This is a genomic window from Polynucleobacter sp. AP-Jannik-300A-C4, from assembly GCF_018688335.1.
GTDB lineage: Bacteria > Pseudomonadota > Gammaproteobacteria > Burkholderiales > Burkholderiaceae > Polynucleobacter.
Genome location: NZ_CP061316.1, coordinates 1,685,038 through 1,709,829 on the forward strand (window position 1 = coordinate 1,685,038; position 24,792 = coordinate 1,709,829).

General features: G+C 46.7%; 21 protein-coding genes. 10 read left to right on the top strand and 11 right to left on the bottom strand.

Annotated features, from left to right (window positions below; translation table 11 throughout):
• Positions 1 to 12 precede the first annotated feature (12 nt).
• On the top strand, positions 13 to 1,872 hold the full coding sequence (secD, locus tag FD975_RS08785) for a protein translocase subunit SecD (protein WP_215301968.1): 1,860 nt from the start codon (positions 13 to 15) through the stop codon (positions 1,870 to 1,872).
• Positions 1,873 to 1,875: 3 nt separating this feature from the next.
• A complete protein-coding gene (gene secF / locus FD975_RS08790) occupies positions 1,876 to 2,850 on the top strand; it encodes a protein translocase subunit SecF (protein ID WP_215301970.1) in 975 nt (324 codons plus the stop codon).
• A 28-nt stretch (positions 2,851 to 2,878) separates the two neighbouring features.
• Here the strand turns inward: secF and FD975_RS08795 are convergent, their stop codons facing one another.
• The gene (locus FD975_RS08795) at positions 2,879 to 4,261 is read right to left on the bottom strand and encodes a 3-deoxy-D-manno-octulosonic acid transferase (RefSeq protein WP_251371184.1); all 1,383 of its coding nucleotides are present in this window, start codon (positions 4,259 to 4,261) and stop codon (positions 2,879 to 2,881) included.
• A complete protein-coding gene (gene purB, locus FD975_RS08800) occupies positions 4,258 to 5,637 on the bottom strand; it encodes an adenylosuccinate lyase (RefSeq protein ID WP_215301972.1) in 1,380 nt (459 codons plus the stop codon). The genes FD975_RS08795 and purB overlap by 4 nt, the downstream gene beginning before the upstream one ends.
• Before the next feature lie 94 nt (positions 5,638 to 5,731).
• Between purB and FD975_RS08805 the strand changes: the two genes are divergently transcribed.
• Positions 5,732 to 6,346, top strand: coding sequence for a glutathione S-transferase N-terminal domain-containing protein (locus FD975_RS08805; RefSeq protein ID WP_215301974.1), 615 nt, complete (start codon positions 5,732 to 5,734; stop codon positions 6,344 to 6,346).
• Positions 6,347 to 6,380: 34 nt separating this feature from the next.
• On the opposite strand, the gene mnmA is transcribed toward FD975_RS08805, so the two are convergent.
• Positions 6,381 to 7,496 carry a tRNA 2-thiouridine(34) synthase MnmA gene (mnmA, locus tag FD975_RS08810; RefSeq protein ID WP_215303971.1) on the bottom strand — a complete coding sequence of 372 codons (1,116 nt, stop codon included), beginning with the start codon at positions 7,494 to 7,496 and terminating at the stop codon, positions 6,381 to 6,383.
• 177 nt (positions 7,497 to 7,673) lie between these two features.
• On the opposite strand from mnmA, the gene FD975_RS08815 reads away from it, so the two are divergent.
• Genes FD975_RS08815 through FD975_RS08825 form a run of 3 tightly spaced genes read left to right on the top strand, consistent with a single transcriptional unit; the run spans position 7,674 to position 10,567 of the window.
• Positions 7,674 to 8,804, top strand: a complete 1,131-nt coding sequence (locus tag FD975_RS08815) for a Re/Si-specific NAD(P)(+) transhydrogenase subunit alpha (RefSeq protein WP_215301976.1) — start codon at positions 7,674 to 7,676, stop codon at positions 8,802 to 8,804.
• Between the two features lie 24 nt (positions 8,805 to 8,828).
• Positions 8,829 to 9,167 (top strand): proton-translocating transhydrogenase family protein, encoded by a 339-nt coding sequence (locus FD975_RS08820; protein ID WP_011903634.1) that lies wholly within the window; start codon positions 8,829 to 8,831, stop codon positions 9,165 to 9,167.
• 32 nt (positions 9,168 to 9,199) lie between these two features.
• Positions 9,200 to 10,567: an NAD(P)(+) transhydrogenase (Re/Si-specific) subunit beta gene (locus FD975_RS08825; protein WP_215301978.1), complete on the top strand. Its 1,368-nt coding sequence runs from the start codon at positions 9,200 to 9,202 to the stop codon at positions 10,565 to 10,567.
• Positions 10,568 to 10,726: 159 nt separating this feature from the next.
• On the opposite strand, the gene groL is transcribed toward FD975_RS08825, so the two are convergent.
• Positions 10,727 to 12,379 carry a chaperonin GroEL gene (gene groL, locus FD975_RS08830; RefSeq protein WP_215301980.1) on the bottom strand — a complete coding sequence of 551 codons (1,653 nt, stop codon included), beginning with the start codon at positions 12,377 to 12,379 and terminating at the stop codon, positions 10,727 to 10,729.
• 26 nt (positions 12,380 to 12,405) lie between these two features.
• Positions 12,406 to 12,696: a co-chaperone GroES gene (locus FD975_RS08835; protein ID WP_015421939.1), complete on the bottom strand. Its 291-nt coding sequence runs from the start codon at positions 12,694 to 12,696 to the stop codon at positions 12,406 to 12,408.
• Between the two features lie 317 nt (positions 12,697 to 13,013).
• On the opposite strand from FD975_RS08835, the gene FD975_RS08840 reads away from it, so the two are divergent.
• The 4 genes from FD975_RS08840 to dacB are packed head-to-tail and all read left to right on the top strand — an operon-like array spanning position 13,014 to position 18,518.
• Complete coding sequence (locus tag FD975_RS08840; RefSeq protein ID WP_215301981.1) at positions 13,014 to 13,841, top strand: diguanylate phosphodiesterase; 828 nt, start codon at positions 13,014 to 13,016, stop codon at positions 13,839 to 13,841.
• Complete coding sequence (locus FD975_RS08845) at positions 13,841 to 14,464, top strand: response regulator transcription factor (RefSeq protein WP_215301983.1); 624 nt, start codon at positions 13,841 to 13,843, stop codon at positions 14,462 to 14,464. The genes FD975_RS08840 and FD975_RS08845 overlap by 1 nt, the downstream gene beginning before the upstream one ends.
• 7 nt (positions 14,465 to 14,471) lie before the next feature.
• Positions 14,472 to 16,901 (top strand): response regulator, encoded by a 2,430-nt coding sequence (locus FD975_RS08850; protein WP_215301985.1) that lies wholly within the window; start codon positions 14,472 to 14,474, stop codon positions 16,899 to 16,901.
• Positions 16,902 to 16,949: 48 nt separating this feature from the next.
• A complete protein-coding gene (gene dacB / locus FD975_RS08855; RefSeq protein WP_251371185.1) occupies positions 16,950 to 18,518 on the top strand; it encodes a D-alanyl-D-alanine carboxypeptidase/D-alanyl-D-alanine-endopeptidase in 1,569 nt (522 codons plus the stop codon).
• Here dacB and FD975_RS08860 read toward each other — a convergent pair.
• The 6 genes from FD975_RS08860 to pyk form a co-directional block, all read right to left on the bottom strand.
• The gene (locus FD975_RS08860; protein ID WP_215301987.1) at positions 18,464 to 19,558 is read right to left on the bottom strand and encodes an L-threonylcarbamoyladenylate synthase; all 1,095 of its coding nucleotides are present in this window, start codon (positions 19,556 to 19,558) and stop codon (positions 18,464 to 18,466) included. The genes dacB and FD975_RS08860 overlap by 55 nt on opposite strands.
• A gap of 2 nt (positions 19,559 to 19,560) precedes the next feature.
• Positions 19,561 to 20,745, bottom strand: coding sequence for a 5-(carboxyamino)imidazole ribonucleotide synthase (locus FD975_RS08865; protein WP_215301989.1), 1,185 nt, complete (start codon positions 20,743 to 20,745; stop codon positions 19,561 to 19,563).
• Between the two features lie 3 nt (positions 20,746 to 20,748).
• On the bottom strand, positions 20,749 to 21,243 hold the full coding sequence (gene purE, locus FD975_RS08870) for a 5-(carboxyamino)imidazole ribonucleotide mutase (RefSeq protein WP_215301991.1): 495 nt from the start codon (positions 21,241 to 21,243) through the stop codon (positions 20,749 to 20,751).
• An 81-nt stretch (positions 21,244 to 21,324) separates the two neighbouring features.
• Positions 21,325 to 22,221 carry a phosphoribosylaminoimidazolesuccinocarboxamide synthase gene (locus FD975_RS08875; protein ID WP_215301993.1) on the bottom strand — a complete coding sequence of 299 codons (897 nt, stop codon included), beginning with the start codon at positions 22,219 to 22,221 and terminating at the stop codon, positions 21,325 to 21,327.
• A gap of 7 nt (positions 22,222 to 22,228) precedes the next feature.
• The gene (fba, locus tag FD975_RS08880; RefSeq protein ID WP_215301995.1) at positions 22,229 to 23,293 is read right to left on the bottom strand and encodes a class II fructose-bisphosphate aldolase; all 1,065 of its coding nucleotides are present in this window, start codon (positions 23,291 to 23,293) and stop codon (positions 22,229 to 22,231) included.
• 62 nt (positions 23,294 to 23,355) lie between these two features.
• Positions 23,356 to 24,792, bottom strand: coding sequence for a pyruvate kinase (gene pyk, locus FD975_RS08885; RefSeq protein WP_215301996.1), 1,437 nt, complete (start codon positions 24,790 to 24,792; stop codon positions 23,356 to 23,358).

Here is a 24,792-nt window from a genome sequence, read left to right on the forward strand (position 1 = left end):
AAGTATCTCGATATGAATCGCTATCCCCTCTGGAAATACATAGTCATCCTATTTGCTTTGCTAATTGGAGGACTATATTCATTACCTAATTTCTACGGAGAGGCTCCAGCGGTTCAAGTCTCGTCCGCCAAGCCAACCACTAAGGTTGATTTGGCGACACAGTCTCGAGTCGAAAAGATTCTGACTGAAGACAACATTAGCAATACCGGCATCTTCTTTGAATCCACAGGCAATGTAGGTTCAATCAAAATTCGCTTCAACAATACCGATATTCAATTGCTTGCGCGTGACTTGCTGCAACAGAAATTGAATATTGATCAAAATGATCCCAATTTCACAGTTGCATTAAACCTACTCTCCAATACACCGAGTTGGCTCAATGCACTTAATGCATTACCAATGCCTTTAGGTCTGGACTTGCGTGGTGGCGTTTACTTCTTGCTACAAGTCGATATGAAGGGCGCAGTTCAAAAGAAAGTAACTTCTTTAGCCACTGATATTCGTAGTCAGTTGCGTGACAAATCAATTCGTCAACAAGGGATTGAACGCGGTCAAGACAGTATTACCTTAACTTTTGGTAGCACTGAGGATGCTGAAAGAGCACGTTCAGTTTTGATGGCTAGTCAGCCTGATCTGACCTGGCAGATTAAGCCTACAGGGCTATCACCAAAACTCGTAGGCGAATTTAAGCCAACCTCCTTAAAAGAAATCCAAGATAGCGCAGTAAAACAGAATATCGTGACGCTCAATAAGCGCGTCAATGAATTGGCTGTAAAAGAGCCAGTCATTCAGCAACAAGGTGCAGAGCGTATTGTGGTTCAGCTACCAGGCGTTCAAGATACAGCTCGTGCCAAAGACATCATTGGTCGCACAGCAACACTGGAGTCCAGATTAGCCGATCCCATCGTCTCTACGATTGCGATTGGCGAGACCCCTCCCCCAGGCATGGATGTTTTCCGCTTTGGCGAAAACCGTCAAGGCGTATTCAAAAAATCGGTGATCTTTAGTGGCGATCGCATTACGGATGCAAGCGCAGGCTTTGATCAAAACCAACGCCCTGCAGTGAACATTTCTTTAGATGCGGCTGGTGGTCGCGTAATGCAAGAAGTAACCCGTGAAAACATTGGCAAGCCGATGGGCATGATCTTGTTTGAAAAAGGCAAAGGTGAGGTTCTCACAATTGCCACCATTCAAAGTGAGTTTGGCTCCAAGTTTCAGATTACTGGTCAACCAACTACTGAGAGTGCGAATGATTTGGCGCTCTTATTGCGCGCGGGCTCCTTAGCAGCCCCAATGGAAATCATTGAAGAGCGCACAATCGGACCAAGCCTTGGTGCTGAAAATATTGAGAAAGGGTTTAAATCTCTCATCATTGGTTTTGCAGCAATCGCTATTTTCATGATTGCCTACTACCTGTTGTTTGGTACTTTCTCAGTTGTGGCACTAGCAGTGAACTTATTACTCTTAATCTCCGTTTTATCCATGTTGCAAGCCACCTTAACCTTGCCAGGAATTGCTGCGATGGCATTGGCGCTAGGTATGGCGATTGACTCCAACGTATTAATCAACGAGCGTATTCGTGAGGAGCTACGCAATGGCGCAGCCCCGCAAACAGCTATTGCTATCGGCTTTGATAAAGCCTGGGCAACTATCTTGGATTCAAACATCACCACCTTAATTGCCGGTCTTGCATTGCTTACATTTGGCTCTGGCCCAATCAAAGGCTTCGCAGTAGTGCATTGCCTTGGTATTTTGACTTCCATGTTTTCAGCGGTCTTTTTCTCACGTGGCCTGGTTAACCTCTGGTACGGCAGAGGTAAAAAAGTTCAGAAACTCGCTATCGGCCAAGTTTGGCGTCCTCAGGAGAAATAAGTCATGGAATTTTTCCGGATTAAAAAAGATATTCCCTTCATGCGCCATGCATTGGCGCTCAATGCGGTTTCTCTCATCACCTTCTTAGCCGCCGTTTTCTTCCTCTGGCATAACGGCCTCCACCTATCAATTGAATTTACTGGCGGTACGGTTATGGAGGTTACTTATCCACAAACCGCTCCTTTAGATTCAATTAGATCGAATGTGGAAAAGTTAGGCTATTCAGATACTCAGATTCAGAACTTTGGCAGCTCACGTGATGTGATGATTCGCCTACCACTCCAAAAAGATGCTGAAGGAAAAATGATTTCCTCTGCAGATCAAAGCGCAGCAGTGATGCAAGCGCTGGAGCCAGCAACTACTGGAGCGAAGCTACAGCGTGTGGAGTTCGTAGGCCCCCAAGTAGGCCGTGAACTCGCGATTGATGGATTAATGGCTTTGTTGTTTGTAGTAATTGGCATCGTGGTTTACCTTTCCTTCCGCTTCGAGTGGAAATTTGCTGTTGCCGGCATCATTGCGAACTTACATGACATCGTCATTATTTTGGGCTTCTTTGCTTTCTTCCAATGGGAATTCTCACTCTCCGTATTGGCTGCAGTACTCGCCGTGCTGGGTTACTCGGTCAATGAGTCAGTGGTGATCTTTGACCGTATTCGCGAAAACTTCCGTAAGTACCGCAAAATGAATACCCGCGAAATTATTGATAACGCCATAACCAGCACCATTAGCCGTACCGTGATTACTCACGGCAGTACTGAGATGATGGTCTTGGCAATGTTGATTTTTGGTGGTCCTACCCTCTTCTACTTTGCCTTAGCGCTGACCATCGGTATTTTGTTCGGTATTTATTCTTCTGTATTCGTTGCTGCAGCTTTAGCAATGTGGCTTGGTGTTACTCGTGAAGATTTAGTGAAGGGTGACAAGAAGCCGGATGATACTGCTCGCAATGATAATCCTAACTTCGGGGCTCAGGTCTAAGTTTGCTACCAAGCAATTAAAAACGTAGTTAATTTAGTGTGAAATTCTGATGCTCAAGGGCGGCTAATATTTTCTTAGTCGCACCTTGATGCTCAATCGAGTAGGCCTTTGCAGCGCTCGACATCATTTCTAATCCCGTAGTATTCAAAAGCAATTCTTTTAAAGACTCTATGAGAGCCACTGGCTCACTCAAGATAAGTTCGCCCTGGATACGCTTTGCGGCACCAATCGCAATAGCATCCAAAGCCGCCTGTTGGAAGTTATAGGTATGCTCACCAAGCAGCACTGGACAACCAGCAGCACAAGCCTCAATCAGATTCTGTCCACCAAAGGGAAGTAGACTACCACCCATGAGAACTAAGTCAGCGGCACTGTAATACATCGGCATCTCACCCATGGAGTCGCCGAGAATCACATCCACATTAGCATCGCCCTTAGGCGCCTCAATCCATTCCGTACGGCATAGAAACTTCAAACCAGCATCCCGAATCTGATCCGCTACCTCAGAGAATCTTTCAGGATGACGCGGCACTAAACAGAGCAATGGAGCAACATCAAAAGTATTGCTGAGGAGCAAATCTTTCCACGCTTGCAGAATAATCACCTCTTCACCATCACGAGTGCTCGCAGCACAAACCATCAGACGCTGATTTGCATGCAACTCTTGTTTCCAAGATTTGCCTTGTTGGACCAGGCTTGGATCTAGTGGTACATCAAACTTGAGGTTACCAACAATCTCCACTTTTTTGACGCCCAGGCTTCGATAGCGGTCGGCATCGAATTGGGTTTGGGCCAAAATACCTGCAAACGCTTGAAACAAAGATCTTCCCGCTTTACCAAATCGGTTTACGCGACGCGCACTGCGCTCGGATAAGCGTGCGTTCACCAAAAATAATGGCAAGCGAATTTCAGCACAATAAAACACAATAGTTGGCCAAGCTTCAGTCTCCATAAACAGCCCGAACTTCGGTTTAAATGCGCGAATGAAATTGGCGACTGACCAACAAAGGTCATAAGGCAAATAGACTTGGCGCAACTGACCCGCGGCAATCGCTTTTGCAAATAAAGCAGTACCAGTGCGACGGCCATTGAGTGTCATATGGGTTAGCAGAACTGTTTCACCGCGCTCTAGATAAGCATCAACTAAAGGTTGGGCAGCCCTAGTCTCACCAACTGATACCGCATGAATCCATACCGATCCCTGAATAATCGTTTTGCCATAGGCAAAACCCAGACGTTCAGTGAAGTGATTTAAATAATCAGATGAGTGACGCGTGCGCCATGCAAGCCGAAGGAATGCTAAGGGCAGTAATAGATGCCAAAGCAGTTGATAAACAGCAAACCAGATCTTGGGGCGGGCACCGTATTGCAAATCCTGCGGTGCCTGCCCAAGGCTTGGAGTGAGACTCACTTTTTCAGACGTTCGGTCAACTCGACCGCCTTGCCTAAATAAGAAGATGGTGTCATTTCAAGCAATAAAGCTTTTGCATCTTCTGGAATTTGCAAGCCACGAATGAAGGTTTGTAAATCAGCCTGATTAATTCCCTTACCACGAGTGAGTTCCTTGAGTTGTTCATAGGGATTCTCGATGCCATAACGACGCATGACAGTTTGCACTGGCTCCGCCAACACTTCCCAGCACTCGTCTAAGTCTGCAGCAATTGCAGCATGGTTCACCTCTAATTTGCCCAAACCACGCAAGGCGCTGTCATAAGCTAAAACACTGTGACCAAATGCTGGGCCAAGGTTACGCAACACAGTGGAGTCAGTCAGATCGCGCTGCCAACGAGAAATTGGCAACTTCTCTGCCAAGTGACGCAATAAGGCATTGGCTACACCCAAGTTACCTTCAGAATTTTCAAAGTCAATTGGGTTCACTTTATGCGGCATTGTTGATGAACCAATCTCACCAGCTTTAGTGCGTTGTTTAAAGTAACCGATCGAAATATAAGCCCAGAAATCACGGTCCATATCTAACAAGATTGTGTTGGCGCGAGCAATCGCATCAAACAGCTCAGCCATACCGTCGTGCGGCTCAATCTGGATGGTGTAGGGATTGAATGTGAGGCCCAAACGCTTTTCGACTACATTCTTGGAAAAATTTTCCCAGTCAAAATTCGGGTAAGCCGATAAGTGGGCGTTGTAATTACCAACTGCGCCATTCATCTTTCCTAAAAGTGGAACTGCGGCAATCGTTGCAATCGCACGCTCTAAACGTTTGGCAATATTAGCCAACTCTTTACCCAAGGTACTTGGGGAAGCTGGCTGGCCATGCGTGCGGGACAACAAGGGCACTTTGGCGTTCTCAATTGCTAAATCCGTTAATACAAAATGAACTTTTCTGAGTTGCGGTAATAAAACTTGATCACGCGCACCGCGTAACATCAAGCCATGCGAAGTATTGTTGATGTCTTCTGAGGTACAGGCGAAATGAATAAATTCACTAGCTTTCAATAGATCTGGGCGACCCGCTACTTTTTCTTTTAGGAAATACTCAACCGCTTTCACATCATGGTTGGTCACTGCCTCAATGTCCTTAATGCGCTGAGCATCGGCATCAGAGAAGTTTTCAGGCAAAGATAGCAAAAAGGCCTCATCTGCTGCACTAATTTTTGGTACATCGGGTAGACCTGCGGAGGCCAAAGCCAATAGCCAGTGAATCTCCACAAATACACGCTGACGCATAAATGCGGCCTCAGACAACCAAGGCCTTAAGGCATCAAGTTTGCCGGCATAGCGACCATCTAAAGGGGAAAGTGCATTAAGGGTAGAAATCGGCTGACTCACGAATATTGCCTTTACTTTGAATGTGTCAATAAACCCAGATTTTAATCGTTCTTAGGGGCAACCCAATTTGGCTGAGATAGCTATACTTAGCTTTATGAAACTCATCGGATCCCTCACTAGCCCATACGTACGCAAGGTACGCATTGTTCTCCTGGAAAAAAAGGTTGATGTAGACCTAGAACTGGAAAATGTCTGGGCAGCAGATACCAAAATTGCCCTCAACAACCCCTTAGGCAAGATCCCCTGCTTGATTTTGGATGACGGCGAGGCCATTTATGACTCCCGGGTGATTGCGGAGTATGCCGACACCCTTAGTCCTGTTAGCAAGCTTATTCCAGCTGGTAGCCGTGAGCGGGCAGCAGTTAAGACCTGGGAAGCCCTGGCTGACGGGGTTGAAGATGCAGGAATTTTAGCCCGTTTAGAGGTGACTTTGCGCCCACTAGAGCAGCAGAGCCCTGAATGGGTCAATCGCCAAATGGGCAAAATCAATGCTGCTTTAGCCCAAATGTCCCGTGCCTTAGGTGAAAACGCCTGGTGTCACGGCAACCAGATGACTTTGGCTGATATTGCGGTGGGATGTGCACTGGGTTACATGCTCTTTCGCTTCCCAGATGTCACTTGGCAAGCTCAATACCCCAATCTAGACGCTCTGTATCAAAAGTTAATGCAGAGACCTTCATTTGCTGAAACAGCGCCTCCAGCAGCCTAATTAAGCAATTACTACTGAAGTATGTGAGGGGTGCTTAGGCGGAAATAATTCCACCACCCAAGCAAATGTCACCGTCATACAGAACGGCAGACTGGCCAGGCGTTACTGCCCACTGAGCCTCGGGAAAAGCCAGCTCAAAGCTCAAGAGCCCCTCAGAGCCATTGGTAAGAGTGCATGCTGAGTCCGACTGACGATAACGTGTTTTTGCGGAGTACTGTCCCGGCGTAGGCGCAACCCCGGCAACCCAGCTGGCATCTATTGCTGAGAGCTGATTCGCTAAAAGCCATGGGTGCTCGTGTCCTTGTGCCACATATAGAGTGTTATTCACTACGTCTTTGCGAGCGACATACCATGCATCGCCATTGCCATCTTGACTACCACCCAAGCCAATACCTTTGCGCTGTCCTAGGGTGAAAAAGGCAAGCCCCATATGCTCTCCCACCGTTTTGCCTTCAGGGGTTTTAATGGGTCCAGGCGTACGAGGCAAGTAGCGGTTTAAGAACTCACGGAAGGGGCGTTCGCCAATAAAGCAAATGCCAGTGGAATCTTTTTTGCGCGCATTGTGTAAGCCAATTTGCTCAGCAATCTTGCGCACTTCCGTCTTTGGGATCTCCCCAAGTGGAAAAAGAACGCTTGCCAATTGCGTTTGGGTTAAGCGATGCAAGAAGTAACTTTGATCCTTGCTGGCATCAAGCGCCTTCAATAATTGCACTTGACCACCTTCATGTCGAACCCGTGCATAGTGGCCAGTAGCAATAGCATCTGCACCCAAACTGATGGCATGGTCTAAAAAGGCTTTGAACTTAATTTCTGCATTGCACAACACATCGGGATTAGGTGTTCTGCCAGCTGCATATTCCCGTAAAAACTCCGCAAAAACGCGCTCCCGGTACTCGGCGGCAAAATTGACTGCCTCAACATCAATTCCGATCAGGTCTGCTACGGACACCACATCCAACCAATCCTGGCGGGCAGAGCAATACTCATCATTGTCATCGTCTTCCCAGTTTTTCATGAAAAGACCAATCACTTCATAGCCTTGCTGCTTGAGCATCCAGGCCGCAACAGACGAATCCACCCCCCCAGACATTCCGATCACGACTTTGGATGGCTTAGAAGCTGGTATAGCGGAAGAATTGAGGGTGATCATCAAAAAATGCGAGAATTCAATATAAGCTGAAAACCTCATTGTAGAAGCCTTAATTCAAGTTAGCTCCAGAGCTAAAGTGAAATAACTCAAAACATAAGGGTATCCATATATATGTGTATTCGCGTATATATACCTAAAATAGATTTTTTTTGAATCATTAGCATTTGGAGACATGCCATGCGCATAGGAGTACCGCTGGAAATCAGGCCTGGGGAAACTCGGGTAGCCGCCACACCGGAAACCGTTAAGAAGTTGATTGGCCAAGGCCATACGGTTGTTATTCAAAAGGATGCAGGTGTTACAGCCAGCCAACCCGATTCTGCGTATGAAGCAGTGGGCGCAAGCATTGGTAGCGCAGCTGATGCTTTTGGCGCAGAGATCGTGCTTAAAGTGCGCGCACCCGAAGCTGCCGAACTCAAGCAAATTAAGTCTGGCAGCGTGCTCCTGGGCATGCTCGATCCATTTGATAACGACAATATTGCCGCCATGGCTGCACAGGGGGTCACAGCATTCTCATTAGAGGCTGCTCCCCGTACCACTCGCGCTCAAAGCATGGACGTTCTTTCTTCGCAAGCTAACATTGCCGGTTACAAAGCGGTGATGGTTGCCGCTAACGAGTATCAGCGCTTTATGCCAATGCTCATGACTGCAGCGGGAACTGTTAAAGCTGCACGTGTGCTGATCTTGGGTGCAGGTGTTGCCGGCCTCCAAGCAATTGCAACTGCAAAGCGCCTAGGCGCAGTTATCGAAGCATCTGATGTGCGTCCAGCGGCTAAAGAGCAAATTGAATCTCTCGGCGCTAAGTTTGTTGATGTGCCTTATGAAACTGATGAAGAGCGTGAAATCGCTCAAGGTGTTGGTGGTTATGCTCGCCCAATGCCAGAAGCTTGGATGAAGCGTCAGGCAGCACTCGTTGCTGAACGCGCTCAACAAGCTGACATCGTGATTACTACTGCATTGATTCCGGGTCGTAAGCCACCAGTCTTGTTGCACAGCGATACCGTTGCCAATATGAAACCCGGCTCTATCGTGATCGACCTAGCTGCTGGTCGCGGCGATAACGGTTCAGGTAATTGCCCTTTGACAGAAGCTGACAAGATTGTTGAAAAAAACGGTGTGAAGATTATTGGTTACACCAATCTTGCTAGCATGGTAGCTGCGGATGCTTCTGCCTTGTATGCGCGCAACTTGCTCGACTTCATGAAGCTAATTGTTGACGCAGAAGCTAAGTTAGTTATCCCAAGTGATGACGATATCGTTACTGCCTGTCTCATGTGTCGTGATGGCCAAGCCATCCGTAAAAACTAATAGAAATCATTCAAAGGAAACATCATGGATCTCGCTGCTTTTCAAAGCATCCTCACAGTCCAAAACATCACCGTGTTTGTATTGGCCATTTTTGTTGGCTACCACGTGGTTTGGAACGTTACCCCTGCACTCCACACCCCACTCATGGCGGTTACTAACGCCATTTCTGGAATCATTATTGTTGGCGCCCTCCTGCAAACCGAAGTGATTGGTGGTGATGAAATTACTCTCACCAGCATCATTGGTGCGGTAGCAGTTTTCTTAGCCTCAATCAATATTTTTGGTGGCTTTATGGTCACCCGTCGCATGCTGGAGATGTTCAAGAAAAAAGCTCCTAAGGCTGATGCGGCCGGAACTAAATAAAACTAGAACAAGATCTTATAGAGACCAAAATAATGTCAAACATAACCGCGATTTCCTATCTCATTTCATCGGTGTTATTCATCCTCGCTCTGCGTGGATTGTCCTCGCCGACAACTTCACGTCAAGGCAACACCTTCGGTATGATCGGTATGCTTCTTGCCGTCATTACCACCTTCATGATTCCTGACTTTAAGCCAGTCTTCTCATTGATTATTGGCGCGATTGTTGGTGGTGCCATCATTGGAACCATTGCTGCTAAGCGTGTGCAGATGACTAAGATGCCTGAGCTCGTAGCACTCATGCACTCTTTTGTTGGCTTGTCGGCCGTATTGATTGCCATCGCAGCGGTATACAACCCAGCCCATGACCATACTGGCGCGCAAAAGATTGAACTCTTTATTGGCGCCTTTATTGGGGCAATCACCTTTACTGCCTCAATCATCGCGTTCGGAAAACTTTCAGGCAAGGTTAGCGGTAAGCCAGTGACCTTTGCTGGACAACATTTACTAAACCTCGCCCTCGCAATTGGCATGGTTGGTGGCGGTGTCATGTATTTCATGACAGGTAGCCACGAAGCATTCTTGGTGATGTGTGCGATTGCCTTAGTATTAGGTGTGACATTGATCATCCCTATCGGTGGCGCAGATATGCCAGTTGTTGTATCCATGCTCAACAGCTACTCTGGTTGGGCGGCGGCCGGTATTGGTTTCACATTAAATAATCCTGTTTTGATCATCGCTGGTGCTTGTGTAGGCTCATCTGGTGCGATTCTGTCTTACATCATGTGTAAGGCAATGAATCGCTCCATCTTGGCAGTCTTGCTTGGTGGCTTTGGCGCCGATGCATCTGCTGGTGGCGCCGATGATGGCGGCCCAAAGAACTACAAAACTGGCTCCCCAGAAGATGCTGCTTTCCTTATGGAAAATGCAGACACAGTCGTTATCGTTCCTGGATATGGATTGGCAGTTGCCCGCGCCCAGCACGCCCTGAAAGAATTAACAGAGAAATTGACCCACCATGGCGTGACCGTGAAGTATGCGATCCACCCAGTGGCAGGCCGTATGCCTGGTCATATGAACGTTCTCTTAGCTGAAGCAGAAGTTCCATACGATCAAGTATTCGAAATGGAAGACATTAACAGCGACTTTGGTCAGGCTGATGTGGTCTTAGTTCTTGGTGCAAACGATGTGGTGAATCCTGCCGCTCGTACACCAGGTAGTCCAATCTTCGGTATGCCGATCTTGGAAGCATTCAAAGCTAAAACGATCATCGTAAACAAGCGCTCCATGGCTGCAGGTTATGCAGGCCTTGATAACGAACTCTTCTACATGGACAAAACCATGATGGTCTTCGGCGATGCGAAGAAAGTGGTTGAAGATATGGTGAAGTCAGTTTCTTAAAGACCAAACCAAGTAGCATTAAATAATAAATGACCGCCTTCGGGCGGTTTTTTATTGCCTCAGAATCCTGCTTTTACCATCACCAATAAAAAAAACGCCCGGTCTTTTGAACCAGGCGTTTTAGTTTCTACAGCCAGATAGCTGAGGAAATTACGGCTATTACATCATGCCGCCCATTCCACCCATACCACCCATGCCGCTCATATCAGGCATGCCACCACCAGCAGAATCATCCTTTGGAGCTTCGCAGATTGCGCAATCAGTAGTCAACAATAAAGCTGCAACAGAAGCTGCATTAACCAATGCAGTTTTTGTTACCTTAGTTGGATCAATCACGCCTTGAGCTACGAGGTCGCCATATTCACCAGTTGCTGCGTTGTAACCGTTGTTGCCTTTGCTGGCCAACACTGCATTAACAACAACGCTAGCTTCGTCGCCTGCGTTAGAAACGATGATACGAATTGGCTCTTCCATTGCGCGCAATACGATGTTGATACCAGCGTCTTGATCAGCGTTATCGCCTTTCAAACCTTTGATACCTTGCATCGCACGTAACAATGCTACGCCACCGCCAGGAACAATACCCTCTTCAACCGCTGCACGAGTTGCGTGCAATGCATCATCAACGCGGTCTTTCTTTTCTTTCATTTCAACTTCAGTAGCAGCGCCAACACGAATCACTGCAACACCGCCTGCCAACTTAGCAACGCGCTCTTGCAATTTCTCTTTGTCGTAGTCACTAGTTGCTTCATCGATCTGAACACGAATGTTCTTCACGCGCGCTTCGATTGCTTTAGCATCGCCAGCACCATCAATGATGATGGTGTTTTCTTTGCCAACTTCGATACGCTTAGCCTGACCTAAATGCTCGAGCGTTGTTTTCTCAAGTGTGAGGCCGATTTCTTCAGCGATGACTGTACCGCCAGTTAAGATAGCGATGTCTTCCAACATGGCTTTACGACGATCGCCAAAGCCAGGAGCCTTAACAGCACAAGTCTTGATGATGCCGCGGATGTTATTCACAACTAAAGTTGCCAATGCTTCGCCTTCAACATCTTCTGCAATGATCAACAATGGACGACCAGACTTCGCTACTTGCTCGAGTACTGGGAGCAAATCACGGATGTTGCTAACTTTCTTGTCAAACAAGAGAACGTATGGAGTTTCCAATACGGCAACTTGCTTTTCAGGTTGGTTAATGAAATATGGAGAGAGGTAGCCGCGGTCAAACTGCATACCTTCAACTACTTCAAGCTCATCTTCCAAAGACTTACCATCTTCAACAGTAATAACACCTTCTTTACCTACTTTTTCCATTGCTTCAGCAATTCGCTGACCAATGCTGTGATCGCTATTAGCTGAGATTGAACCAACTTGAGCGATTTCTTTAGTAGTTGTACAAGGCTTACTGATCTTCTTGAGCTCTTCGATTGCAGCTGTAACTGCTTTATCAATACCGCGCTTCAAGTCCATTGGGTTGTGACCTGAAACTACGTATTTCATGCCTTCGCGAACGATAGACTGAGCCAATACAGTAGCGGTAGTTGTACCGTCACCAGCGATGTCATTGGTTTTGGAAGCAACTTCCTTCACCATCTGAGCACCCATGTTTTGGAGCTTGTCTTTGAGTTCGATTTCTTTTGCTACGGATACACCATCCTTAGTGATGGTTGGGCCGCCAAATGAACGCTCGATAACCACGTTACGACCTTTTGGTCCCAAAGTAGTTTTTACTGCGTTCGCCAGAATGTTTACGCCTTCTACCATCTTGGTACGGGCGTTATCTCCAAATACGACGTCTTTTGCTGCCATGATTGAGTTCCTTTCTTAGGTACCGATTACTTCTGTACAACAGCCATGATGTCTTCTTCGCGCATTACGAGAAGCTCGTCGCTGCCGACCTTAACTGTTTGACCTGCATATTTGCCAAATAACACGCGATCGCCAACTTTGACGTCTGGTGCATTCAGCTTGCCGCTGTCATCACGTTTGCCTGGGCCAACTGCCAATACTTCACCTTGGTCCGGCTTTTCAGCAGCAGCATCCGGAATAATGATTCCAGAGGCGGTTTTTGATTCTTGATCTAAACGTTTAATGATTACGCGATCATGTAAAGGACGCAGATTCATTCCTTCTCCTATGTTAGTAAGTGTTAACTAATTAAAAAACCAATATAAATCAATATGTTGCAGTCTCTTAACACGAAGGCAACAAGCTTTTCAGCTGAATAAGCCTGTTTTAGCACTCGCGTGTAGGGAGTGCTGATTATATAGGTCTGATTCTAGGGATTTCAAGGGCAAATTCACCTTAAATTTCAAAGGGAATCCTGCGCTTTCTATAATGCAGGCAGGCAAGTAGGTAGATTCCTACATATAAATAAGCCTTAAGCCCTTACAGCTCCAATCTGTCCTGCCTAGACTGGCTATTCAATGATTGGAGAATGCTGATGAGCCCGAAATCCCGGCTGTACACGCTTGTAAAGGCTTGGAAGAACAAACCCTTCCAAGAAGTGCGCGACGCCTGTGGCCAGCCTTGGCTAGGTCTTAGCGGTGAAGTACTCGAAGAACACCAATCCTGGTCACAGCGACAAGCGATTAGCAACGAACCCATCTTTAATAGCCAAGGAAGTAAGCTGACAAGCTCTTTATTTAGACCATTACTGACTGCCACCGATACACAACTCCTCAGATTGTTCATGGAAGGCTTGGATACGATTACCTACTGGTACCGTAGTGGTCGCTTCATTCCTGGCATCTTGCCTTTGCAAGCGCAACACCTAGCTTCAGCCAACTTCATTGATGCTCTCAGCGACCTCATCCTGAACTCACGACTTCCGGTTGGTCTTATCAGCTTGGGTGTGCACAAACTCAAGGATGCCGACTCCATGCATTCCTGCATGGAGGGCATATTGAGAATGCGCCGTCTCGGCGTTCTGATTCATCTTCTCGAATTTTCTGGAAGTAGCTCTCAAATCCGGTGGATTGAAGAGATGGAGCCTGAAGGCATTCATATCGAGATGGGGCAATTCCGTACTAATGGCTTACCAAATGAAATGGTCCTCCTAGGTCAGAAATTTCATAGCCAGATCTACGCCAGCAATATCACCCTAGTAAAGGATTTAGAAAACGCCATGGCTATGGGATCGCACCACTGCTATGGCGGCCTGATGATGCCACCAGTTAGTCGACATCAAATGCTACACACGAGCGATAGCCGTATCGCTAAGGCCATTTTTTCGCTGCACCCTCATAAAAACCTAAACGGAGACAAGTAATGAGAAAACGCGTGATGTTGGTAGATGACCATCCAGCAATGCTGATGGCATTAAAAAGTATGTTGCAAGATCAATTGCTTTTTGAGATAGCAGGACAAGCGCAGCATGGGGAAGAGTGTCTACGCTCAATCAAAGAAGTCAATCCCAATATGGTGATCTTAGATTTAGATATGCCCAAGACCGATGGCTTTGATGTCATTCGCCGGATTGGCTTGATGCACCCTGACGTTCGCATTCTCGTTTTATCCAGCTTAGATGAAGCTGTCTATGGCGGTAGAGTGCGATCCTTAGGTGCTCATGGTTTTGTCAATAAGACCGCTGGTGCCGATGTCATTCTGGCTGCATGTGTTGCTATCTCGCAGGGATATACGTTTTTCACGCATGGGAAGAACGGCAACACCTCTTTAAGTGACAACGACAAATTGGCGCTGATATCCGATCGCGAACTGCAAGTCATGAAGTATCTCGGCAAAGGTAATACCAATCAGCAGATATCAGACTTACTACATATCAGCAATAAGACTGTGGCGACTTATAAGACTAGAGTCTTTGACAAACTAGGCATTAACAATATTGCCGATTTGATCTTGTTCTGCCGCATGAACAACATCATCGAAAGCTAAAGCTAGCATGCATCGATTCATATTGAATAAAGTATTGGCACTCTGCTGCATCTATGGTGGCGCAACTTACGCCGGCCCCTTTAGCGCTTCAGAGCAATCATGGATCGATGCCCACCCAGTTGTGCGATTTAGTATTCACGAAAAATATGCTCCCTATCTTGTCCAAGCCAATCAGCAAGAAAGTGCAGCACCATTTAAAGCCCTACTATCAAAAATTGAAGAATGTACCCGACAGCAATATGTAGCGGTATGGAGAAAATCTGATCAAGAAGGTTTAAAACAACTCAGCAAGGGCGATGTGGATTTCATTATTGATCCGCCTAGCATTAATGACCATGTCTTGCAATTTGGCTCTCTGTCTGAAGCTATCTTTTGGGGGCATGATGCCATTGTCACCAAGAACTCAAGCAAGCTGGATTCGCCAAGCCTAAAAATTGCCTATTTTGATCGAGGCCTTGAGAATACGCCCTCCATCTTTGATGACTATGCCAAAGATAAAGAGGCTCAGCCACCTAATGACTTGATGCAATCCCTGATCAAAAGCGATATCGAGGCATTGGTGATGCCAATCCGCTTAGCGCGTCGATTGATACAAGAAACCCCAAGTTCAGATCTAAAAATAGATGGGCTTTACAGTCGAGATCCATTTGCCTATCGCTGGTTAATCTCAGATCAAGATGCTCCCCTGCATGATGTATTGAGTCACTTTTTAAATGACTTGGATCCCATTGCCTCACGCCAGCTCTTTGCCTTAGGCGATGAAGCTAAGCCAAAATCAAGCCTACTACCCTGGCTAAGCGCAATATTGGTATTCATTATTGGTGGGGTGATGCTCTACCAGCTCCAAAGAAAGTATTTTCATCAGAAAAAAACTGCTCTTGAGTTACTGAACTCCAAAGAATTAGCCGAAAAGGCCAATGCAGCCAAATCTGCTTTTCTCGCAACCATGAGTCACGAAATTCGCACTCCCATGAATGCCATCTTGGGAGTTCAAGAGCTGCTACTCAGTAGCGCGCAATTTCCTAAAAAAGATAAACCGCTATTAAAGAGCGCTCAAGCTTCAGCTGAATCGCTTTTAGGGATGCTCAATCAAGTACTGGATATTTCTAAGATTGAAGCTGGCAAACTCACCCTCAATCTAGAACCGTGCAATCCACATCAATTGATCATGGATATTCATGCGGCGTTCTCCACAGTAGCCCAGAAACAAAATCTTCTTCTACATACCTCGATTGACCCCAGAATCGCTGAAGTTCTGATGATTGATTCATTGCGTCTACGACAAGTTCTGCAAAACTTACTGAGCAACGCAATTAAGTTCACCAAGGAAGGTGAGGTGTACTTTTCCACCACCGTACTGGCAGATGATCATGCTGGCCAATTACTTGAGTTCAGAGTAATCGATACTGGGGTGGGCATGGGCAGCGAGCAAATTAAATTGGCTCTGCAAGCTTTTGAGCAATTACCGACTACGCAGGAGTCTTGCCAATCTGAACAAGCGAGGGGTACAGGGCTGGGACTGACCATCACCAATCATCTAGTGAACTCCATGAACAGTCATCTCTACTTTGAAAGCGCTCCAGGCTTTGGAAGTAATGTTCACTTTTCGGTGGCCTTTCCTAGAACGAGTATTGCTGCTCCCCAGCCTACTAGCTTCGACTCATTAGAATCGCCATCCAAAAACTTGATCTCGAAAAGGGTGGGAAGGAAAAATTGCTCCATTCATGCCTTAGTAGTGGAAGATCACCCAGCCAGCCGACAAATTTTGTCTTTGCAATTAGAGGCGTTAGGAATACACACCCATGTTTGTGAGAATGCTGCCGTTGCACTCATGCTGCTGAAAGACCACCATTTTGATCTCATGCTCACAGATCAGTCTATGCCCGGAATGCAAGGTTCTGAATTGGCTAAACAAATCCGATCCCTGGGTAATCGTGAATTAGTCATTATTGCTGTCACAGCCGATATTTACGCTTTAGACTCCCGCCACCAATTTTTATCCTCCGGTATGAATGGCGTGCTCATCAAGCCGCTAAGTCTTGGTGCTCTTGAGAATGAACTCATGCGCTATTTTGAGTCTAGCCAAGACCCCGTCTGTAGTAATGAGGTCTACTCATTTGACGCTTTCTCAAATCTCATTAAAGACGATCCCCGCCAAATCGTCGTAATCCTGGAAGAAATTGAAAAGGTACATCTAGAAGTTTTGAGTCAGCTCCAGTTAAATAGTGGTCAAGCCCCTATCAACGAGGCACAGTTTCGAAGCCTGGTTCATAAAGTCAAAGGCGGGGCACAACTGTTGCAAGCCAACGAATTTATCCATGCCTGTGAATCGCTTGAAATTGAGGGGCCACTTTCAGATCGCATAGATCAATTCCTCACCCTACTCGAAGAACAAAATCAAACTATCGAGACTTATAAGAAAAGATATCGGCATTAATTTGTGGCTGTTGTCGTAGGCGGGGCATCAAGGTTTATCCTATAGGGAATGCGTACTCAGAATTCTTCAAGCTCAGTCCTAGCCCAAGCTCCCATGCTGTTGCTTGGCCTAGCCATCCTACTCCTGGCCCCTCAGGCCTACTCTGCGGACTTGGCATCGAAGGACGCCGCTCTGAAGTTCATACCTAAGGCTGTAGCAGCTAGCCTTGAGAAAAGTCAGATTCCCAAAGATGCAATCAGTATTTCAGTAATGGAAATTGATCAGGCTCGACCAGGAAAAGTGACAGCAAAAACAGAGGTGGACTGGCGTTCGCAGCAGGCAATGAACCCTGCATCCACCATGAAGCTCATCACCACCCTCACTGGATTGGATGTCCTAGGACCTCAATATCGTTGGCGTACAAACATTTATACCGATGGACTTATTCGTCAAGGTACTCTCAAAGGCAATCTCTATTTGCAAGGGACCGGCGATCCAAAGCTAATCCCCGAAGAATTCGCCAAAATGATGAACGCTATACAGAATTTGGGCATCCAGAAAATTGATGGCAACTTATTCTTTGATAGAAGCGCCTATGCGCCCAGCGTGATGGAACACAACACGATCGATGGCGAATCTTTGCGCGCCTATAACGTCCCACCGGATCCCCTGCTGTACGCTTTTAGAACCCTCTCTTTTCAATTAGGTAAATCACGCACTGCTGACTTTATCGATATCAGCTACACGCCACCACTATCCCAACTCAAAGTGATTAACCAGATGCAATTGGTCAATCAGTCTTGCGATAACTGGAAGAGCAATCTTCGTTTTAAATTAGACCCTGAAGGTGATGGGTCTGCCACTAACCAACTACTGACTGCGCAGTTTTCTGGCAGCTTTCCTAGTGCCTGCAAAGGGGTGAACTACAACGTCGTTGCTTTAGATGCCAATACCTTTCTTACCCAAGGCTTTGCTGCAGCCTGGGAGCTCGCTGGCGGCACTTGGACTCAAGCACCTACAGGAAAGTCTGGCACCGTTCCCCTAGCGGCTCGACTGCTGCTGCAGTTTGAAGGCATCCCTTTGGCTGATGATGTGCAAGATATCAATAAGTTTTCCAACAATGTAATGGCAAGGCAATTGATGTTGACCTTAGCACTAGAAAAGATGGGTAAACCAGCGACTACTGAAAATGGTGAGCTGGTGATTCAGAGCTGGCTAAAGGGACTGGATCTTCAGTTCCCAGAACTCGTAATTGAAAATGGCTCCGGCCTATCTCGTAATGAGGCAGTATCAGCCGAGCATTTGACTCAACTATTGGTTGCAGCCCGCAACTTATCGGTAGCAGATACTTTTTATAACAGTCTACCAATTGCAGGTAAAGATGGCACGATGAAAAACCGCCTCATGGCACATTTACGGAAATTTTTGCATTTGAAGAAAAAGCCTGAGGCCCGAATAAAAACTGGAGCACTCGTAGATGTACGGGCAATATCAGGTTATGTGATGAGTAAGTCTGGAAAAATGTACGCTGTGACCTCTTTCATAAACCATCCAAATGCTTTGAAAGGTCTAGATGCGCACGATCAACTCTTGGCATGGCTATTAAATGATGGGCCAGATCCAAAACAGGCGCGCTGAAGTCGATCTCGAACACCATCCCATTCCTCGCCCACCGGAGGCTCCGGAAACAGAATTAGATCCCAGCCTTGCTGATCTAAATCTCGCAAAGAGCGGTACAAGCGACTCGCAAATGCAGCACTATCACTAGGCACAATCACTTCCTCAAAATGAGCTGATGGATGCCCATCATCACCTAATGAAGAGTCTGAATCCCATACAGCAACCGCTACCCGCGACTTAATATCTGGGAACTCGCTGAGTGCATCCAAGACTCTGCCCGGCGCATACATTCTGAGAGGGGTTGTCGGAGCGTAATGGGCACGAAGACTACCAGAGACCCTTGGTGCGTCTCCACCCTGCTTCACTAAATCACTTTCACCAGGCAAATAGACTTTAATGCCCGTCTTGATAAAAATTTCTCCTGGAGTAATGAGGCCTGGGCGCAATAAGACTGGATACTCACCAGAAGATAAATCAATGATGGTCGATTCAATCCCGACTTCGCAGTCACCACCATCCAAAATCATGAGCTCCAACATACCCTCAAACTCGCTACGGACATCAGCAGCGCTCGTAGGAGATACTTTGCCAAAACGATTAGCCGAAGGAGCAACCACCCCACCCTTAAACTTACGCAGCAATTCTTGTGCAATTGGATGCGCAGGCGCCCGAATCGCCACGGTTTCTTGACCGCCGGTAAGCTCGTTTAAAACGCTTTTATCTTTTTTAAAGACCAAGGTCAGTGGACCTGGCCAAAAGGCATTGATGAGTTTTAATGCGTCTTCTGATAAGTCTCTTACCCAGGGCGATAAAACTGGAACCCAATCGATTTGGGATTGATCAAACCTATCAGGGGCTGCCAAATGGACAATCAGCGGATGATTGGATGGTCTGCCTTTGGCGGTAAAAATCCGCTTAACTGCATCAGGATTCTTCGCATCTGCCCCTAAGCCGTAAACAGTCTCAGTCGGAAAGGCAACTAAGCCACCATCTCGCAAAGTTTGTACTGCTTCGTTAATTACCGCAGATGATTGTAGTGAGCTACTATCGCTGGACATTTCTAGGGCTCAATCCCTAATTCAAGCGCAACAGCTACGCAATTTTGACGCGCTTGGTTAAGTGACTCACCCAAACAATTGATGTGACCCATCTTGCGACCCATGCGTGGATCGGATTTTCCATAGAGATGTAACTTGGCATCTGGATGCGAGAGCACCTTATCCCAAGCAGGCTCTCTTGTCTTGTCTTCACTACCTTCATACCAAAGATCACCCAAGAGATTGAGCATAGAGACTGGTGCTAGCAAGCGGGTATCACCCAAGGGTAGACGAGCCATACTTCTCACTTGCTGCTCAAATTGACTGCTTACACAAGCATCCATGGTGTAGTGACCTGAATTATGAGGACGCGGTGCAATTTCGTTGGCGATGATGTCACCGCTCTTGAGAACAAAGAACTCGACACATAAAACGCCTACGTAATCAATCTTACGAATGAGTGCTTTTGCAGCTTCAATAATTTTTTTCTCTTGAGCTGGCTTCAGTGATGGGGCTGGCACAGTAGAGGTATGCAAAATGCCATCACGATGGATGTTTTGAGAAACTGGATATGCGACAACCGCATCATCATATCCACGCACCACCAAGGCAGATACCTCAAAATCTAAATCCATACGCTTTTCAAGAACACATGGCACCTTAGCCAATTCTGACCAAGCGGCAACTAAGTTGGCAGAGTCATAAACGGTAATTTGACCTTTGCCGTCGTAACCCATACGCGCGGTTTTCAGAATGCCAGGGAATAAATCTGCTGGAACATGGTCGATATCTGCATCACGCTCAATTACACAATAGGGCGCAGGGCCGATATTGGTTTCTGCTTTCCAGGTGGCTAAGAACTTTTTCTCAGCAACACGGTTTTGAGCCAAAGAGACGCAACTACTGCGAGGTGCCACAAAGACGCCTAAAGATTCGAGTTCATCTAACGCTTGTGCAGGAACATTCTCAAATTCCGTACTAACGGATTTACACAATGCTGCCATTTCTTTTAGTGCGGCAGAGTCGGTGTAATCGGCTTGAATGAATTTTTCTGCAATGGAGCCGGCAGGGCTATCCGATCCAGGATCGAGCACGCAGACCTTATATCCCATAGCTTGAGCAGCTTGGGTAAACATCCGCCCCAATTGACCGCCACCTAAAATCCCTAAATATGAGCCCGGCAAAATGGGCTCCAAACGATCTGCCATCTTTTAATATCCTGGCAAATTCATAGCGCGTGCAGTATCGGACTGCTTCACACGGAACTCTTCTAACTGTTTTGCTAAAGCAGCATCATTAACTGCCAAATTGGCAATCACATGCAAAGCTGCATTTGCGGCACCAGCCTCACCAATCGCAAATGTTGCCACTGGAATGCCCTTAGGCATTTGTACGATGGAATACAGAGAGTCTTCACCGCGTAGATATTTGCTAGCAACTGGAACACCATAAATTGGAACGATTGTTTTAGATGCCAACATGCCTGGCAAATGTGCAGCACCACCAGCACCAGCAATAATTGCCTTGAGACCGTTTTTGGAAGCATTTTCTGCATACGCAAACATATCGTCTGGCATGCGATGAGCTGAAACTACTTTGGCTTCATGAGCAATACCAAATTGCTCCAGCATTTGAGCGGCATGTTGCATGGTGTCCCAATCTGAATTGGATCCCATGACTATTCCGACTACTGGCTTTTTGCTCATTGACCTCTCCAAATGCCCTGATTTATATCGTTAATCTTTCTAAGGGCTTATTATCCCAGCCTTTTTAGGGCATCTAGGAAATTAGCCTTTAGTTAAGCGAGCAAGGGCCTCACGGTACTTTTCAGCTGTTTTATCAATCACATCAGCCGGCAAAGCAGGCGCAGGGGCCGTTTTTGGCCAGGGCTTGCCGTCGACCATGGCTGTTTCTAGCCAGTCCCGAACGAATTGCTTGTCATAAGAGGGTGGATTTGCGCCCACATAGTAGGTTTCAGCAGGCCAAAAACGGGAAGAGTCGGCGGTGAGGATTTCATCCATCAAGACCAACTGACCAGCGTCATCTAAACCAAACTCAAACTTGGTATCTGCAATGATGATTCCACGAGTTGCAGCATATTCAGAAGCTTCTTTATATAAACGAATGCTGACCTCACGAATCTGATTGGCTAATTTCTCGCCAATCATCTCAATCACCTTGTCAAAGGAGATGTTTTCATCATGCTCACCCACTTCAGCTTTAGCTGCGGGAGTAAAAATAGGCTCAGGTAACTTCTGCGCATTTTCCAAGCCTTCAGGCAATGCAATACCGCAGACCTTACCAGTTTCTTTGTAGTCTTTCCAACCGCTACCTGCTAGGTAGCCACGCACCACTGCCTCAACCAAGATTGGCTTCAAGCGTTTAGCGACTACCGCACGACCTTTAACTTGATCCATTTCATCTGCTGGCACAACACTCTCAGGATCAATACCGGTCAAATGATTGGGAATGACCTTAGCCAGCTTCTCAAACCAAAAGTTGGCCATTTGATTGAGCACAATGCCCTTCTCAGGAATAGGCTGACCCATGACTACATCAAAAGCAGACAAGCGATCCGTGGTGATCATGAGCAGTTTGTCATCCCCCAGCGCATAGACATCACGTACTTTTCCTTTAGAAAGTAGAGGTAATGACTGAATACAAGTGGCGTATAAAGCGGGCATATTTATCTCACTTCACGATCTGGGCTAATTTGCCACTCTTGTAAAGCTCTGCCATTTTTTCCAGAGGAATTGGCTTAATTTTGGATGCTTGGCCTGAGCTGCCGAAAGCGTTAAAGCGTGCAATGCACACTTTCTTGGCTGCTTCACGTGCGGGCTTGAGGTAATCACGTGGGTCAAACTTACTTGGGTTCTCAAACATATAACGGCGGATCGCACCGGTCATTGCCAAACGAATATCGGTATCAATATTGATCTTACGTACACCATTCTTAATACCCTCTTGAATTTCTTCAACAGGTACACCATAAGTTTCTTTCATATCGCCACCGAATTCACGGATCTCAGCAAGCAACTCTTGTGGAACACTCGATGAACCATGCATCACTAAATGCGTATTCGGAATACGTGTATGAATTTCTTTAATACGCTCGATAGCCAAGATGTCGCCTGTAGGCTTCTTCGTAAATTTATAAGCGCCATGACTAGTGCCAATCGCAATCGCCAAGGCATCGCACTGCGTAGCCTTTACAAAATCTGCAGCTTGCTCAACGTCCGTCAACAACTGCTCACGCGTCATCTTGCCGTCAGCACCATGACCATCTTCTTTATCGCCCTGCATAGTCTCCAAAGAGCCTAGAACACCCAACTCAGCTTCAACAGTCACACCAATAGAGTGAGAGAACTTCACCACTTCTCTAGAAACATCGACGTTGTATTCATAACTGGCAACTGTCTTGCCATCGGCCTCTAGCGAGCCATCCATCATCACACTAGTAAAGCCGCTCTTAATCGCAGCCATACACACTGCTGGACTTTGACCATGATCTTGATGCATGACGACTGGAATATGTGGGTAAGCCTCTACCGCAGCAGAAATCAAGTGACGCAAGAATGATTCACCAGCATATTTACGAGCACCAGCAGAAGCTTGCATGATGACTGGGGAATCAGCTTCATTAGCCGCCTCCATAATTGCCGTAACTTGCTCTAAATTGTTCACGTTAAATGCTGGCAAGCCATAGCCATTTTCAGCAGCGTGATCCAAGAGTTGTCGTAAAGATACTAAAGCCATGATGGTCTCTTAATTAAAAATGTTAGTAATGAATTATTTGAATCAATATTTTAAAAAGTGGATTACTTCACTTGAACAATCTTGAGTGAGTTCGTGCCACCAGGCTCACCCATAGGTTCACCAGAAGTCAGAACAACTACATCACCCTTCTTCACTGTCCCTAACTTCTTCAGGCAATCTTCAACCTCCTGCAAGGCGGTATCACGTTGCTTGGTGTAGTCCAAGCCAACAGGGAATACATTGCGATAAGTGCTCAATGCACGCTGAGTGGCAATCTTTGAAGTTAAGGCAAAAATAGGCAAATGAATATTATGTCGACTCATCCAAACCGCGGTAGATCCTGAGTCTGTTAAAGCAGCAATCGCATTGGCATTGAGATGATGCGCTGTAAATAGCGCGCCCAAGGCAATTGTTTGGTCAATACGTGAGAAGGTTTGGTCCAAGAAATCGGTATCAAGCTTTACACGGTCAGACTTTTCAGCCTCAACACAAATCTCAGCCATCGCTTTAATCGTTTGCACGGGATACATACCAGCAGCAGATTCTGCAGACAACATCACCGCATCCGTACCATCTAATACCGCATTAGCTACGTCACTGACTTCAGCACGCGTCGGTACTGGAGCATTAATCATGGACTCCATCATTTGCGTTGCTGTGATCGTGAATTTATCAGCCTCAAGTGCCAGCTTAATCATGCGCTTTTGCAAAGCTGGGACAGCAGCGTTACCCACTTCAATAGCCAAGTCACCACGCGCAACCATAATGCCGTCACTCTCCGCGATGATGCTGTTCAATGCATCAGGTTCAATCGCCTCTGCACGTTCTACTTTCGCAATCGTGCGCACTTTGCCAACACCATGCTTTGCGCTAGCGGCATCTGCCAACTTACGGGCATAGGCCATATCTGCGCCATCCTTAGGAAAGCTGATTGCCAGAAAATCTACGCCCATCGCGATCGCCGCATCTAAATCGGCAATATCCTTTTCTGTCAGGGCTGGTGCAGTCAGACCGCCACCAGCACGGTTAATACCTTTGTTATTTGAAAGTGGGCCACCTTGCTCGACGAGGGTAAAGATTTCTCCGCCTTTAACATTCTCAACACGAAGCACAACTAAACCGTCATTTAGTAAAAGGCGATCGCCTGGCTTGACATCTTGTGGCAACTCTTTGTAATCCAGACCGACACGCTCTTGATTACCCAGCTCACATGCGACATCCAGAACAAAGTGTGCACCTTCCTTTAAAAGAATTTTGCTATCAACAAATTTACCCACGCGAATTTTTGGGCCTTGCAAATCGGCCATGATGCCCACTTCTTTTCCTACTTCTGCAGAAATGCTACGCACTAAATCATGACGCGCCTTATGGTCAGCAACAGTGCCATGAGAAAAGTTCATTCTCACGACATCCACGCCTGCTCGAATCATCTCGCGCAATACTTCTGGTTTTTCTGAAGCAGGGCCCAATGTGGCAATGATTTTTGTTGCTCTCAACAT